Source organism: Streptomyces sp. NPDC046349, assembly GCF_055587885.1.
This window is the reverse complement of record NZ_JBVJFK010000012.1, coordinates 186,864-200,652: the sequence shown is the minus strand read 5'-3', so window position 1 is coordinate 200,652 and position 13,789 is coordinate 186,864. Positions and strand designations below refer to the sequence as shown.

12 protein-coding genes are annotated in these 13,789 nt (G+C 71.6%); 2 read left to right on the top strand and 10 right to left on the bottom strand.

What is annotated here, in order from left to right; all coding sequences use genetic code 11:
• The first annotated feature begins 197 nt into the window (after positions 1-197).
• Entirely contained in the window at positions 198-2,588 is a 2,391-nt protein-coding gene (locus tag ACZ6JS_RS27545) for a bifunctional serine/threonine-protein kinase/ABC transporter substrate-binding protein (RefSeq protein WP_469301843.1), read from the top strand.
• A gap of 298 nt (positions 2,589-2,886) precedes the next feature.
• Here the strand turns inward: ACZ6JS_RS27545 and ACZ6JS_RS27540 are convergent, their stop codons facing one another.
• The 5 genes from ACZ6JS_RS27540 to ACZ6JS_RS27520 form a co-directional block, all read right to left on the bottom strand.
• Complete coding sequence (locus ACZ6JS_RS27540) at positions 2,887-3,795, bottom strand: universal stress protein (RefSeq protein WP_469301841.1); 909 nt, start codon at positions 3,793-3,795, stop codon at positions 2,887-2,889.
• 301 nt (positions 3,796-4,096) lie between these two features.
• Positions 4,097-5,665, bottom strand: a complete 1,569-nt coding sequence (locus ACZ6JS_RS27535; RefSeq protein WP_469301839.1) for a YfcC family protein — start codon at positions 5,663-5,665, stop codon at positions 4,097-4,099.
• Positions 5,662-6,615, bottom strand: coding sequence for a carbamate kinase (gene arcC / locus ACZ6JS_RS27530; protein ID WP_469301838.1), 954 nt, complete (start codon positions 6,613-6,615; stop codon positions 5,662-5,664). The genes ACZ6JS_RS27535 and arcC overlap by 4 nt, the downstream gene beginning before the upstream one ends.
• Positions 6,616-6,645: 30 nt before the next feature.
• Positions 6,646-7,647, bottom strand: a complete 1,002-nt coding sequence (gene argF / locus ACZ6JS_RS27525; protein ID WP_469301836.1) for an ornithine carbamoyltransferase — start codon at positions 7,645-7,647, stop codon at positions 6,646-6,648.
• 55 nt (positions 7,648-7,702) lie between these two features.
• Entirely contained in the window at positions 7,703-8,926 is a 1,224-nt protein-coding gene (locus ACZ6JS_RS27520) for an arginine deiminase (RefSeq protein ID WP_469301835.1), read from the bottom strand.
• Between the two features lie 413 nt (positions 8,927-9,339).
• Here ACZ6JS_RS27520 and ACZ6JS_RS27515 point away from each other — a divergent pair, with 413 nt between their 5' ends.
• The gene (locus ACZ6JS_RS27515) at positions 9,340-10,062 is read left to right on the top strand and encodes a hypothetical protein (protein ID WP_469301833.1); all 723 of its coding nucleotides are present in this window, start codon (positions 9,340-9,342) and stop codon (positions 10,060-10,062) included.
• Between the two features lie 136 nt (positions 10,063-10,198).
• Here ACZ6JS_RS27515 and ACZ6JS_RS27510 read toward each other — a convergent pair whose 3' ends face one another.
• From ACZ6JS_RS27510 to ACZ6JS_RS27490, 5 genes are all read right to left on the bottom strand, one after another.
• Positions 10,199-10,465 carry a metal-sensitive transcriptional regulator gene (locus ACZ6JS_RS27510; RefSeq protein ID WP_469301832.1) on the bottom strand — a complete coding sequence of 89 codons (267 nt, stop codon included), beginning with the start codon at positions 10,463-10,465 and terminating at the stop codon, positions 10,199-10,201.
• Between the two features lie 66 nt (positions 10,466-10,531).
• Positions 10,532-11,104 (bottom strand): rhodanese-like domain-containing protein, encoded by a 573-nt coding sequence (locus tag ACZ6JS_RS27505; RefSeq protein ID WP_469301830.1) that lies wholly within the window; start codon positions 11,102-11,104, stop codon positions 10,532-10,534.
• Between the two features lie 69 nt (positions 11,105-11,173).
• Positions 11,174-11,920, bottom strand: coding sequence for a sulfite exporter TauE/SafE family protein (locus ACZ6JS_RS27500; protein WP_469301828.1), 747 nt, complete (start codon positions 11,918-11,920; stop codon positions 11,174-11,176).
• Positions 11,917-12,276 (bottom strand): rhodanese-like domain-containing protein, encoded by a 360-nt coding sequence (locus ACZ6JS_RS27495; protein WP_469301826.1) that lies wholly within the window; start codon positions 12,274-12,276, stop codon positions 11,917-11,919. The genes ACZ6JS_RS27500 and ACZ6JS_RS27495 overlap by 4 nt, the downstream gene beginning before the upstream one ends.
• 38 nt (positions 12,277-12,314) lie before the next feature.
• Positions 12,315-13,691 carry a rhodanese-like domain-containing protein gene (locus tag ACZ6JS_RS27490; RefSeq protein WP_469301824.1) on the bottom strand — a complete coding sequence of 459 codons (1,377 nt, stop codon included), beginning with the start codon at positions 13,689-13,691 and terminating at the stop codon, positions 12,315-12,317.
• Positions 13,692-13,789 lie beyond the last annotated feature (98 nt).

The window sequence follows — 13,789 nt, the reverse complement described above, 5'->3', positions numbered from 1 at the left end:
GGGCGGCACTCTGTACGCCGTCCGAGCCACAGCGCGTCGCCCCGCCCGTCGGGTGGGTGGCCGCCGCCCACTGCGGCTGCGGACGCATCGCACGGACGACGGTGACCAGCCGGGGGAGGGATGCCGGGCAGTGCCGTGGGGGTGATCAAGCCATTCTTTCGTCACCTGATCGGCTCATCAGGATCTAGAGTGTGCGCGTGACCGAGCAGAATCCCGAACTCATCGCCGGCCGGTACGAGCTGGTCGAACCCATCGGCCAAGGCGGTATGGGCCGGGTCTGGCGTGGGCTGGACCAGCAGCTCTTCGGGCGCGAGGTCGCCGTTAAGGAGATCCTCTTCCCGCCGGGCATGGACGACGCCGACCGCGCAGCGTTGCTGAGGCGGTTCACGGGCGAGGCCCGCGCAGCGGTCACTATCAGCCACCCGGGGATCATCACCATCCATGACGTCGTCGAGCACCACGGCGCCCCCGTCATCGTGATGGAGCTGATCCGCGGCCAGTCCCTCGCCGCGGCCATCCGCAGCCAGGGTCGGCTGCCCGTGCGGCGTGTGGCCGAAATCGGGTCCACCATGCTCGACGCCCTGGCCGAAGCGCATCGGGCGCGGATCGTGCACCGGGACATCAAGCCGGACAATGTGCTCCTGACCAAGGACCGCGTCGTCCTCACCGACTTCGGCATCGCCCATCTCGCAGACGCCACGACCCGGCTGAGCCACACCGGGATCGTCATCGGCACGCCGCAGTACATGCCTCCGGAGCAGTTGGAGGGCAAGCGTCCGACCCCGGCCAACGACCTGTGGGCGCTCGGCGCAACCCTCTACCACGCGGTGGAGGGGTGCCCGCCGTTCGACGTGGAGGGGCTCCACGCCCTGGCTGTTGCGGTGTTCACCCGCCCGCACCGGCCGCCGGTCCACGCCGGTCCGCTGGCGCCCGTACTGGACGCGCTCCTCACCAAGGACCCGGCGCAGCGCGTGGGTGCCGAGGAAGCGGCTGAGATGTTCGCGTCCGTGCTGGCGTCCCTTGCGTCAGGCACCGACGCACCCCGCGGGCACGAGCCGGGGCGCGCGTCCGACGTGGACGCCACTCCCGCGCCCCTGCCCGCGCCCACGCCGACGCCCGCCCCCGATCCGAGGGCGACGCCCGCACCCGCACCGGCACCGGACGCCTCGCCCGAGCGGACCGGTACGGTCCTGGACCCGGGCTCCGGCGCGGGCGTTCCCGGGGGATCCCTGCCGGACCGGCCGACCCGCCCGCCGGCACCCCCGGCCGAGGACCGGATGACGCTCGAGGAGACACCCACGAGGGAGTACGGCGAGCCGGCGACCCCCAAGCGGGCCCTCACCAGGCGCTCCGTCATCCTGGGCACCGCGCTGGCCACGCTCGCCACAGGCTCCGTCCTGACCTGGACCCTCACCCGAGACGGTGACGGATCCCGCGGCGGGGCGGCCGGCGGTGGCTCGGAGGCCACTTCCGTCACCGTGGTGATCGGCGTGGACGCGCCGCTCAGCGGCGGGCTGTCCTCGATGGGCGTCGGCGTGCGGAACTCCGCCGACCTGGCGGTGAGGACCGCCAACGAGACCCGGCACGTTCCCGGCGTGAACTTCGAGATCGAGGCCCTGGACGACGAAGCCGACCCCGCCAAGGGCGCGCCGAACGCCAACCGGTTCGTGTCCGATCGGCGGGTGCTGGGGGTCGTCGGCCCCCTCAACTCGGGTGTAGCCCGGACACTCGTGGCGCCGCTCGCGCAGGCCGGCCTGGTCAACGTGTCGCCGGGCAACACCGACCCGGTCCTGACGCTGGGCCCCGACTGGGCCGCAGGCACCAAGTCCCGGCCGCACTCCACCTACTTCCGAACCATTGCCACGGACGTCGACCAGGGGCCGTTCGCCGCCCGGTACCTGCACGGCCGGATGAAGAAGACCAAGCTCTACGTCGTCGACGACGCGAGCGCCCACGGCACCACGCTCACCTCCGGCTTCACGGCCGAGTTCACCAGGCTCGGCGGCACGGTCGTCGGCACCGAGCAGGTCGATCCCGCGGAACGCGCCTTCGCCGGCCTCGCCGAGAGGGCGAGGTCCTCGGGCGCCGACGCCGTCTACTTCGGCGGCTACCACGACACCGCGGCGCCGCTCACCCAGCAGCTCAAGCAGGCGGGGGTGACCGCCCCCGTCATGAGCGGTGACGGGATCTTCGACCAGCAGTACCTCACGGCGAACCCGAAGGCCGAGGGCGACCTCGCGACCAACATCGGCGTACCCGCCGAGGAGTCGGCGGCAGGGCAGGACTTCCTCGCCCGCTACCAGAGGGCCGGGTACCCGGAGGCGGCCGGCTGGTACGGCCCCTACGCCTACGACGCCACCTGGGCGCTCATCGAGGCGGTGAAGGCCGTCGTGACGGCCAACGACGGCACCCTACCGGCCAACGCCCGGGCGGCAATGCCACAGGCCGTGGCGCGGCTGGCCTTCGACGGCGTGACGGGCCGCGTGGCCTTCGACGCGTACGGCGACACGGTCAACCGCACCCTGACGGTGTACGGAGTGAAGGGCGGCAGCTGGGTGAGCGTGACGAGCGGCCCCGCTCCTCGCTGACCCCCTCGGCCGGCCCGACCGCAAGCCTCGCGATCGGGTCCGGGCGGTGCGCGCCCAAGGGGACGAGGGGTCGGCGTCGAGCGGGTCGTCCCGGACCACCAGGCACTGCGCCGGGCCGGCCTCCGCCGCCCCCGCCGACTCTCCGCCCGCGCCTCCAGCGGCACCGCTGTGCGGTCCGATCCGGTCCGGCTCCTCGCTGCACCCGTTCACACCCAACACCCGGATCTGGGACGGCTTCTGACGCGACAATGCCGAGGGTTCGGGCGACGGCCGTCGGGCTCGGCGGCTGCACCTGGGCTCAGGGGTGCGCGACGACCGCGACCGGGGCGGCGGAGTGGTGGAGTACGGCGTGGGCGACCGGGCCGAGGTGGGTGCCGATCGCCGAGCGGCGGATCCGTCGACCGACGACCATCAGGGAGGCGTCAGCCGAGGCCCTGACGAGGTGGCCGGAGGCATGGCCCACCGAGCATTCCTCCTCGACGTGGACTTCGGGGTACTTGCCGCGCCAAGGTCGTAGCACGTCACTCAGGGCAGTGGCAGTGGCGGCCGCCATGCCGTCCCGTACCTCGGGCGCGATCAGTGCCGGGTCGAAGGTGAAGGCGGGCGGCATGCTCCAGCCGTGGACGACGCGCAGCGGGGCCCGGCGCGCGGCCGCCGCGTCGAAGGCGTAGTCGAGGAGCTCGTCACAAGGGCGGGAGAGGTCCAGGCCGAGCACGACCCGCCGGTTCCCCGCTTCGGGTTCGGTGCGGTGGGGGTCCGACACCTCGTCGCCGTCCTGCGCGCTGCCGGGCCGCACGATCACGACCGGGCGTTCGGCGTGGGCGAGAACGGCCTGGGACACGGATCCGACGAGGAATCCCGTCAGGGCGCCCAATCCGCGTGAGCCGAGTACCAGCACCTCGGCTTCCTTCGCGGCGGCCTCCAGGACGGGAAGCGGCCGCCCCCGCACCTGCTCCGTGGTGATCTCCAGGCCGGGGTGGCGCTCGGCCAGTCGCCGGGATACCTCCCGCGGGATGCGCTCGCCCCAGTACCGGGGCGCCGGCGAGGCCCCGACCGGCGAGGCGTATCCGTAGGAAGGGGTCCAGTCCTCCAGCGCGTGCAGGAGTGTGAGCGGGAGCCGGCGCAGGTGGGCCTCGCAAGCTGCCCACTCCGCGGCGGCCAGCGAAGAGGGAGATCCGTCGAGGCCCACGATGACGGGACGTGACATGGCTTTTCCTCCGGGTCTTGATCGAGGCGGCGGCCGCTGTCGGCGGCGCACGTCCCACTCTGGTGGTCCGGGCGATGGGACACGATGGTCCAGGGGGCCCGGGGGCCGGGCCGAACGTCCCGCCGGGACGCGCCCGCAGCCGGAAGCGCCACCCGGACCGGCCCCAACTGGCGATCCGCGGTGCCCACCTGAGGGCCTGGCGGACGGGAACCCCGCCCGCTCGAGCCGGCGCCCGGCGCTGGGACCGGTCAAGCTTGCCGGTCACAGCGCCGGGCCGTCTCCGAGATCGGAAAGAGAAGGCCTAGCCGAGCGTGGCGCCCAGAACCAGGAAGGCGCCGACCGCCAGGAACAGGGCGCCCATCAGGGGGGCCACGAAGCGGAGGTACTGGTCGTAGCGGATCCTGGCGACTGCCAGACCGCCCATGACGACGGCCGACGTCGGTGTGATCAGGTTCACCCAGCCCGACGCCGACTGGTACGCCGTGACCACCAGCGACCGGCTGACGCCGGCGAAGTCGGCGAGCGGGGCCAGGATCGGCATGGCGAGCGCGGCGTGACCCGACGAGGACGGCACGAAGAACGCCAGCGGGATGTTGACCAGGAACATCAGCACCCCGAAGACGCCGTGGGAGGTGCCCGACACGGCGTCCTGCAGGCCGTTGAGGATGGTGTCGGTGACTGCTGCGTTGTTCATGATCACGGTGACTCCGCGGGCCAGCATGACGATCATGGCTGCGCCGACGAAGTCTCCGGCGCCACGGGTGATCGCCTCGGCCGTTCCCTGTTCGCCCAGTCCGCCGATCAGTCCGGCGGTGACGGCCGCGACGATGAACAGGGCCGCCAGCTCCGGGAAATACCAGCCCAGCGTGGGCAGGAAGGTGATGCCCAGGTCAGCCCACGGCACGACGGCGAAGATCATGAAGAGGAACGTTCCGGCGAAGACGCCGAGGACGGCACGGTGCCGACCGGTGAGGGCAGCCGCCTCCTCGCCCTGTGCGGCGACAGCGCGGTCCTCGTCGGTGGCCGGGGTCAACGAGCGCGCGGGATCGGCCAGGACCCGCCCGGCGTAGCGGACCACGTACCAGGCCGCGATCGCCGTCAGGCACGCCCACATGCCCAGCCGCAGGACGATGCCGTCACCCGTGCCGATACCCGCACTGTCGGACGCGACCCCGGTGGCGAAGGGGTTGACGGTGGAGGCCAGCGTCCCCACTCCGGCACCCACCATGATGACGGTGGCCGCCACCATGCGGTCGTAGCCGAGGGTGAGCATCAGCGGGATCATCAGCCCGTAGAAGCCGAGCGTCTCCTCCGCCATCCCGTACGTGGTCCCACCCAGCGAGAACACCGTCAGAAGGACCACGAGCAGCAGTGTCCGGTGGCCGCGCAGGCGGTGTGCGAGGCGGGCCACGCCCAGGTCGAGCGCACCCGTGCGCATGGTCACGGTGATGAACGCGCCCACTGCCAGGATGAACAGGAAGACCCCGGCGGCGCCCGTGAACGATCCGTCGGCGCCCGGCGTGGTCAGCCCGGTCCCGGCATCGGTGACCCCGTACAGGCCGTTGACCGGTGAGAGGAACAGATCTTTGAGCCGGTCGAGGAAGTCCGTGGTCCGCTCCACCGCGTGGTACGTCCCCGGGATGGGAGCGCCGTCCGCAGTGGTGTCGTAGCGGCCCGCCGATATGACGAAGGTCAACGCCCACACGACGACGGTCACGGCCACCAGCACCGTGAAGGCGGAGGGGAAGCGCAGGCGACGTCTGCCGCCCCCGGAGGGTGCGGAGGCCGGGCCGGGACCGGGGCCGGCGTCGTCGGGACCGTCGGTGTGGCGGCCGGCCGGTGCGGCCGGGGGAGTGGTGCTGGTGCTCATCTCTGTTCCCGGGGTGTGAGGGTGCCGTCCTGAGGAAGGCGGCCATGGGGAGTCACGACGGTGCCGGCGGCGCCGTCCAGGATCGCGCGGGCGTCTTCGAGGGCGCCGATCGCGGCGATGCCACCGGTCGACTCCACGAAACGGCAGACCGCTTCGACCTTCGGGCCCATCGAGCCGGCCGCGAAGTGTTGCGCCCGCAGGCGGGCGGGGGTGGTGTGCCGGATGGGCTCGGCCTGCGGGGTGCCGTGCCCGAGTTCGACGTACGGGACATCGGTCAGCAGCAACAGGACGTCGGCATCCAGGGCCTTCGCCAGCAGGGCGGCGGTGAGGTCCTTGTCCACCACGGCCTCGACACCGGTCAGCCGCCCCTGCTCGTCGCGGACCACGGGGACTCCACCCCCGCCCGCGCAGACGGCGATCGTGCCGGAGTCGAGCAGCAGGCGGATCAGACCCGTCTCGACGACACGCTGAGGGGCCGGCGAGGGGACGACCCGCCGCCAGTGTTCGCCGTCCGGCTTGACGGCCCAACCGCGTTCGGCCGCAAGACGTTCGGCCTCGGGCCGCTCGTAGACGGGGCCGACGAACTTCTCGGGGTCGGCGAAGGCGGGATCGGCGGCGGAGACGAGGGTCTGGTTGAGGAGCGCGCAGACCTGGCGGCCGGGCAGTGCGTTCTGCAGGCTCTGCAGCAGCCAGTAGCCGATCATGCCCTGGGTCTCCGCGCCCAGGACATCGAGGGGATACGGGCTGCTCAGCGAACGGTCCGCGGCGCTCTGCAGGGCGAGGACGCCGACCTGCGGGCCGTTGCCGTGGGTGATGACCAGCTCGTGCCGGTCCGCGAGCGGGGCCAGCGCTGCGACGGCCTTGTGGACATTGGCCAGTTGGGGGGCGGCGTCGGGCCGCTCGGTGCGGTGCAGGAGGGCGTTGCCTCCCAGGGCGATGACGACTCGCATGGGGAGTTCTCCGTCGATGAGGCCGAGGGGTCAGTCGGTGAGAGTGGCGACGAGGACTGCCTTGATCGTGTGCAGCCGGTTCTCCGCCTGGTCGAACACGATCGAGTGGACCGACTCGAAGACCTCGTCCGTGACCTCCATGGCGGTCATGCCGGTGCGGGCCGCGATCTTGGCGCCGACGGTGGTGTCGCTGTCGTGGAACGCCGGCAGGCAGTGCATGAACTTCACCCGCGGATTGCCGGTCGCCTTCAGCACGTCCATCGTCACCTGGTACGGCTTCAGCAGCGCTATCCGCTCGTCCCACATCTCCGCGGGCTCCCCCATGGACAGCCATACGTCGGTGTAGACGAAATCGACACCGGCGACCCCCTCGGCCACGTCCTCGGTGAGGGTGATCCGTGCCCCGGTTGATTCCGCCGCCCTGCGCGCCTCGGCCACCACCTCGGGGGCGTTGTGCAGTGAGGCGGGGCCGATCATGCGGACGTCCATGCCGAGCATCGCCGCGGTGATCAGCAGGGAGTTGCCGACGTTGTTGCGGGCGTCGCCCAGGTAGGCGAACGACACCTGCTCCAGGGGCTTGTCGGTGTGCTCCCACATGGTGAGCACGTCGGCGAGGGACTGGGTGGGGTGCCACTGGTCGGTCAGCCCGTTCCACACCGGGACCCCGGCGTACCGGGCCAGTTCCTCCACCAGCCGCTGGTCGCTGCCCCGGTACTCGATACCGTCGTAGTAGCGGCCCAGCACCCGGGCGGTGTCCTTGATGGACTCCTTGTGGCCGAGCTGGGAACTGGAGGGTTCGAGATAGGTGACGTGGGCGCCCTCCTGGTGCGCGGCCACTTCGAAGGCGCACCGGGTTCGGGTCGAGGTCTTCTCGAAGATGACGGCGATGTTCTTGCCGTGCAGCCGCTGCCTCTCGGAGCCGGCCGAACGGGCGGTCTTCAACTGCTCGGACAGTTCAAGGAGGTGGCGGAACTCGGCCGGGGTGAGGTCGAGTTCCTTCAGGAAGGGGCGGTGGCGCAGGTCGACGGGCATGGCGTGGCTCCTCGGGTCGTACGGAGATGTCGGGGTACCTGTGCGGTGCGTACGATCAGACCGCTTCGCGTTCGATGGGGCAGCTCATGCAGCGCGGACCGCCGCGGCCCCGCCCGAGCTCGCTGCCGCGGATGGTGATGACCTCGATGCCGTTCCTGCGCAGGTGGGTGTTGGTGGTGACGTTGCGCTCGTAGGCGACGACCACGCCGGGTTCCACGGCCAGCACGTTGCAGCCGTCGTCCCACTGCTCGCGTTCGGCGGAGCGGATGTCCTGGCTGGGTGTGAGGACGTTGATCTTCTCCAGGCCCAGCGCGTCGGCTATCGCCCGGTCGAGCTCCCCGGGTCGGTGATCGGTGATCCTCACCCCCTGCCCGTCGTGGCCGGGCTCGATGGTGCAGGACCGCAGCGCGCCGAGACCGGCGTATCGCGTGAAGGTGTCGCCGCTGACCATGGTCATGACCGTGTCCAGGTGCATGGAACTGCGGGCCTTGGGCAGGTCGAGGGCCACCACGCGGCGCGCCGACCCCGCGGCGAACATCCGCAGCGCGAGCTGCTCGACGGCCTGGGGCGTGGTGCGCTCGCTCATGCCGATCAGCACGGCGCCGTTGCCGACGACCAGCACGTCCCCGCCCTCGATGGTGGCGGGGAAGCCGGCCTGCCCGTCCGACCACCGCCGGTGTTCGCCCTTCTCGAACAGCGGGTGATGGCCGTAGATCGCCTCGAAGTGGACGGTCTCGCGGCGCCGCGCCCGCTTGCGCATCGGGTTGACGCTCACCCCGTCGTACACCCAGCACGACGTGTCGCGGGTGAACAGGTGGTTGGGCAGCGGAGCCAGCACGAAGTCGTCCGGCGCCATGGCGTGCAACCGTACGCTCGGCACCTCTCCCGTACGGGCCAGCAGCTCGCGCTTGGTGATGCCGCCGACCAGGCAGACCGCCAGCTCGTCCGGGTCCATGGCGTCCAAGGCGGAGTGGACGCGGTCGGTGGCGAGCGGCCCGAACTCGCGTTCGTCGACGACACGGTCCAGGACCAGGGCGCGGGCCGCGGGCAGGGCCAGGGTCTCGGTCAGCAGATCCGCGAAGAGGTGCACCCGAACGCCGCGGTCGCGCAGGGTGTCCGCGAACGCGTCGTGCTCCTCCCGGGCCCGTTTGACCCACAGGACGTCATCGAAGAGCAGCGCGTCCTTGTTCGTCGGAGTGAGTCGTTTGAGCTCCAGATCGGGCCGGTGCAGGATGACCTGCTTCAGTCGGCCGGTCTCGGAGTCCACGTGGAAGGGCATGGCTCATTCCCTCAGGGGTGTGGGGACGGTTACGGGCCCCGATCGCTGCCGCAGCGATGCGAAGTGGCGTTACGAGCCGTCAGTCGGGTCGTGTCGGCGCTCACTTCCCGGAGCGGGGTGATGGCTGAATCCTGTCACCGGGGCTCTGGTGCGGGCGGTCGGCGACAGTCCCTGCCGCGGGACTCAGCGGCCCCGTTGCGAGGGCCGGCCGGCCCGGCGGTGTGAGGGCCCAACGGCCTTCCCGCCGCCGCAGGCACGAGCAGCCGGGGCGGTACGTGCCAGGGAACGCCGACCACCGGACTGCACGCTCCGCGAGCACACCGCTTGGACGACGGCCTCCTTGCGGCGCCGTCACCGGAGCGGGCGGCGTGTTGTCACGCGGGTGGGCGGCGTCCCGGGCGCACACTTCTCGCATGCCCGAGGACGAGGTGCAGACCATCCCTCCCGAACCGCTGTTGCAAGTGATCGCCAACCTTGCGCGGTTCCATCGAGAGCACGAGCAGTTCTACTCGCAGGCACCATTGCGGCAGGCGGACGAGCTGCAGGCACGGTCTCGGGCGCTGAAGTCGCTGGCAGGCCGGTGGAGCGTGACCGATGTCGGTGAGTCGGCAGGGCATCCGTTCGCCGGCGCGGAGGATCTGAATGTCCCCGGGCTCGTCGCGGAGTCGGGGATCCTCTTCATGGAAGGGGAGGGCGAACCCGTCGAGCTCCAGCGGCTGAAGCGGGATGTCAGGGAACTCGCGGAGGACAGCGCTCAGACCGGCATGTGGCTCGCGCACGCCATGGAGCAGGCGTGGGAGACCGTCGGCCTGCTGGCAGCCTATCCGGCGCTGGCCGATCTGCTCGGGGAGCGCCATCGCATCGTCGCCAACGACTGGCAGTCGGCGGGGCTGCTGGCGCTGGTGGCCAGGCTGTTGCGACGCTCCCTTGACCTGATGGACCGGGTCGTGTTCTCACCTGCGGCGCTGAGGTCCGACCTCGGGGCCGAGCGGAACGCCCCTGCCTATCTCTTCTCGGCGTCCGAGCTGCTCGACCGGGCGGCTGACCTCCTCGCGGAGTCGGCAGCACTCGTACGCGACAACGAGCGGCGCTGGCGCGTGTTCGGCGCCCGAATTCACCGGCTGCGGTCCGAGTGAGGCGTCTGCCTCATGGGACCGTCGGGGGCGGGGAAGCTCCCGGTGCCCGTGTCCTGCTGTGTCCGGTGCGTCGCCACCGGAGCGCGCGAGGCCGGGCACATGGTGCCATGGCGGCCCGCGCGGCTTCGGACGGGTGTCAGGCGAGGGCGAGGAAGAGCTTTTCGAGTTCTTCCTCCGTCATGGGGGCCTGACTCTCGTCGGCGTTGTTCATGCACTGGCGCATGCCGCTGGCGACGATTTTGAATCCGGCGCGGTCGAGTGCCTTGGAGACGGCGGCGAGCTGGGTGACGACGTCCTTGCAGTCGCGGCCGGCCTCGATCATGGCGATGACACCGGCGAGCTGCCCCTGGGCGCGGCGCAGTCGGTTGAGGACCGAGCTGACCGCATCGTCGTCGACCTTCACCGGGTACCTCCTGCTTGGTGTGCTGTTCTCCTCGATGGTACCCCAGGGGGTATGTGGTCTCCCGTGTCAGTGATCGAGGAGGGCTGCCAGTGCGGCATCGAGATCGCCACGCCGCGGCCGGTTGTGGGGGAGTCTGGCGAGGACGGCAGCCATGCCGCAGCTGTCGGTGAGCGCGGAGAACGCCAGGCCACCGGCCACGGCCGCGGGAACGAGCCGGAAGGCGGGGTGGAGCAGGCCGAGCCCCAGGCCCGTGAGGACGAGAGCGCCGGCGGTCAGGCGGACCTGGCGTTCCATGCCCCATGCGGCGTGCGAGGCCCCCTCGGGCCGGTGCAGGTCGTGGCCGGCGGCGGCCCAGGCGGCGGTGCCCCCGGCGAGGGTGGCGGCGTCGATGCCGTGCTCGGCGAGCGTCTTGCGGGCGCTGTCGGAGCGGGCTCCGGAGGCGCAGACCACCAGGATGTCGCCGCGGTCGGCGGCGTGGTGGATGGCGGGCAGGGCGCGTGAGATCTGATCGAGTGGGATGTTCATGGCGCCGGGCACGTGACCTGTGGCGTATTCGCCGGGAGTGCGGACGTCCAGGACGATGAGCTCGCGCAGGCGGGCGAGGGCGTGTGCGGAGCTGAGGGTGTGGGGGGTGGTCATGGCGGACTGTCTCCTACGGGTTGGGGTGTCCGGATACGGATACCGGGGGAACCGGGGGTGGACCCGCTGTCAGCGGATCGCGTCGATGATCATGAAGGCCGCGACGGACAGCAGCACGGCGGCGAAGGTGCGTTGCAGGACGGGGCCCTTGATCGCGGTGGAAAGGCGCTTTCCGTCCCAGGCGCCGAGGACTGCCGCCCCGGTGAAGGGTGCGACGACTGCCCAGTCCACCGGCCCGGCCCCGCCCGTGCGGACGGTGAGCGCGGCGAGCGAGTTGACGGTGATGACGAGCAGGCTGGTCCCGATGGCCGCCCGCATCCTCAGACCCAGCACTCCCACCAGGGCCGGAACGGCGAGGAATCCGCCGCCGACGCCCAGGAATCCGGTGACGGCCCCCAGGCCCGCGCCGGCTCCCGCGGCCCGTACCGGGCGGGTGGGGCGGGCTTCGTTCCCGGCTGCGGGGGACTTGAGCATGCGCAGTGCCGCGATACCCGCGACGGCTGCGAACGCGGCCGTGAGGAGCTGTCCGGGGAGCCGTGCGGCGAGGGCGGCTGCCGCCATGGCGGGCAGGATGCCGGCGGCTGCGAAGAGACCGCCGGTGCCCCAGCGGACGTTGCCCGAGGTTGCGTGGGTGTAGAGGGCGGTGGCGGAAGTGGCGGTGACGATGATCAGCGATGCGGTGGTGGCGGCGGCCGGCGTGAATCCAAGGAGGTAGATCAGAGCCGGGACCGCCAGCACGCTGCCGCCGCCCCCCAGCGCGCCGAGTGCCAGGCCGACGACCGCTCCTGCGATCAGGGCGAGGACGAGCGTGCTCACGCTGTCGAGCCGCTGCTTCCGCAGCCGTCCACGACCGGCAGTCCCGCCGCTGCCCAGGCGTTCATGCCGCCCTTGATGTCGACGGCCTCGACTCCGCGTGCGGTCAGGATTCCCGCGGCCTGCCGGGACCGGTGCCCGGAGCGGCAGATCACCATCAGCGGTCGTCCCCGCGCATCCGGAGGCAGACCGGCGCCGGCCAGCAGGGCGGAGAGCGCGGCGTGCACGGCACCGGGCGCGTGCCCGGCCGTCCATTCCGCCGCTTCGCGCACGTCGAGCAGGACGGCTTCCCCGTCGCGGGTGCGCCGATGGGCATCGGCCGGAGTCACGCGGGCTGGGCCGCGCCGGAAGAGGAACATGATCGGGTCCTTCTCTCGTGGGGAACTGGGGCTGGGGGTCAGTCGTCGGAACGGGTTCCCGGGATGATCGGGAGGCCCGCGCTCCGGGCAGCGTCGAAGGAGTCGTCGACGGCCACGACGTCGCGTCCTGCGGCGTCGAGGAGGGAGGCTGCGATTGCCGCGCGCATTCCGCCGGCGCAGTGGACCCAGACCACTCCGACCGGTACCTCGCGCTGACGGCGGTGGAGCTGGTGGATCGGGATGTGCACCGAGCCCTTGATCCAGCCGTCCGCGCGTTCGGAGTCCCGCCGTACGTCCAGCACGACCCGGTGTTCGTAGGGGTCCAGGGCGGCGAGGTCGGCGAACGTGGCCCGGGGGAACTTCCGCAGCTCTTCGTTCGCGGAGATCCATTCGGCAGGCTCTCCGATGGCGGCGGCGGCCGGGCGGTCGATCCCGACCCGGGCCAGTTCGCGCTGCGCCTCGGCCAGCTGTGCGGGGGATTCCGCCAGGAGTGTGACGGGCTTGCCCCAGGGGATCAACCAGGCCAGATAGGTCGCGATCTTCCCGTCGGCCTCGAAGTTGAAGGACCCCGCGACGTGTCCATCGGCGAAGGCGATGCGGTTGCGCAGGTCGACCACCCACTCCCCGGCGGCCAGCCGGTCGGCGATGTCGGCGGCGTTTGCCACGGCGGGTGCGGTGAGGTCGACCGGCGTCGGACCCGCGGCGTTGGCCGGGCCCATGTGGGCGTAGTACGCGGGCACGTCGTCGAGCCCGGCCAGCAGGCCGGCGACGAAGGCGTCGACGTCCTGGACGAGGGCGTCGTTGCCCGCCTTCTCCTTGCCGATGGTGGTGGTTTCCCCGTCGGCCTGGGCGGCAGAGCAGAAGCTGCCGAACCCGTGGGTGGGCAGGACCTCGGTCTCATCCGGAAGCTCGGCGGCCAGCCGGTGCGCCGAGGCGTGCTGGGCGCGGGCCAGCCGCTCGGTCAGCCGAGGTTCGACCAGGTCCGGCCGTCCCACCGTGCCGATCAGCAGCGAACCCCCGGTGAACACGGCGACGGCCGAGCCCTGCTCCTCCAGCACGTAGGAGGTGTGGTGCGGGGTGTGTCCGGGGGTGGCGAGGGCCCGCAGCGTGATTCCGTGATCCACGGCGAAGGTGTCCCCGTCATGGACCGGGGTGCGGTCGAAGGACACACGGGCCGCGGCGGGCACGTGGTAGGCCGCGCCGGTGAGGCGGGCCAGGTCCAGGCCGCCCGTGACGTAGTCGTTGTGGACGTGCGTCTCCACGACGTGGGAGATCCGCACCCCGCGCAGTGCCGCCGCGGCGAGCATCCGGTCGACGTCGCGCGGCGGATCCACTGCCACGGCCGTGTGGGCCCCGCCCGCCAGGTAGCTGCGGTTGCCGAGCCCTTCCAGTTCAAGGGTGTCGATGAAGAACACGCTGTCGCTCCTTGTCGCGAAAATTACCCCCGGGGGTATGTATCGAACATAGCACGAGTACCCCCGGGGGTATTTTTGGCAGCGCCCTGTGGCGGCAC

Bases quoted from the DNA above. Each gene is read 5' to 3' on its own strand.
- ACZ6JS_RS27540 (WP_469301841.1), bottom strand. From the start codon at position 3,795: ATGTCACGTCCCGTCATCGTGGGCCTCGACGGATCTCCCTCTTCGCTG.
- ACZ6JS_RS27535 (WP_469301839.1), bottom strand. From the start codon at position 5,665: ATGAGCACCAGCACCACTCCCCCGGCCGCACCGGCCGGCCGCCACACC.
- arcC (WP_469301838.1), bottom strand. From the start codon at position 6,615: ATGCGAGTCGTCATCGCCCTGGGAGGCAACGCCCTCCTGCACCGCACC.
- argF (WP_469301836.1), bottom strand. From the start codon at position 7,647: ATGCCCGTCGACCTGCGCCACCGCCCCTTCCTGAAGGAACTCGACCTC.
- ACZ6JS_RS27520 (WP_469301835.1), bottom strand. From the start codon at position 8,926: ATGCCCTTCCACGTGGACTCCGAGACCGGCCGACTGAAGCAGGTCATC.
- ACZ6JS_RS27515 (WP_469301833.1), top strand. From the start codon at position 9,340: ATGCCCGAGGACGAGGTGCAGACCATCCCTCCCGAACCGCTGTTGCAA.
- ACZ6JS_RS27505 (WP_469301830.1), bottom strand. From the start codon at position 11,104: ATGACCACCCCCCACACCCTCAGCTCCGCACACGCCCTCGCCCGCCTG.
- ACZ6JS_RS27495 (WP_469301826.1), bottom strand. From the start codon at position 12,276: ATGTTCCTCTTCCGGCGCGGCCCAGCCCGCGTGACTCCGGCCGATGCC.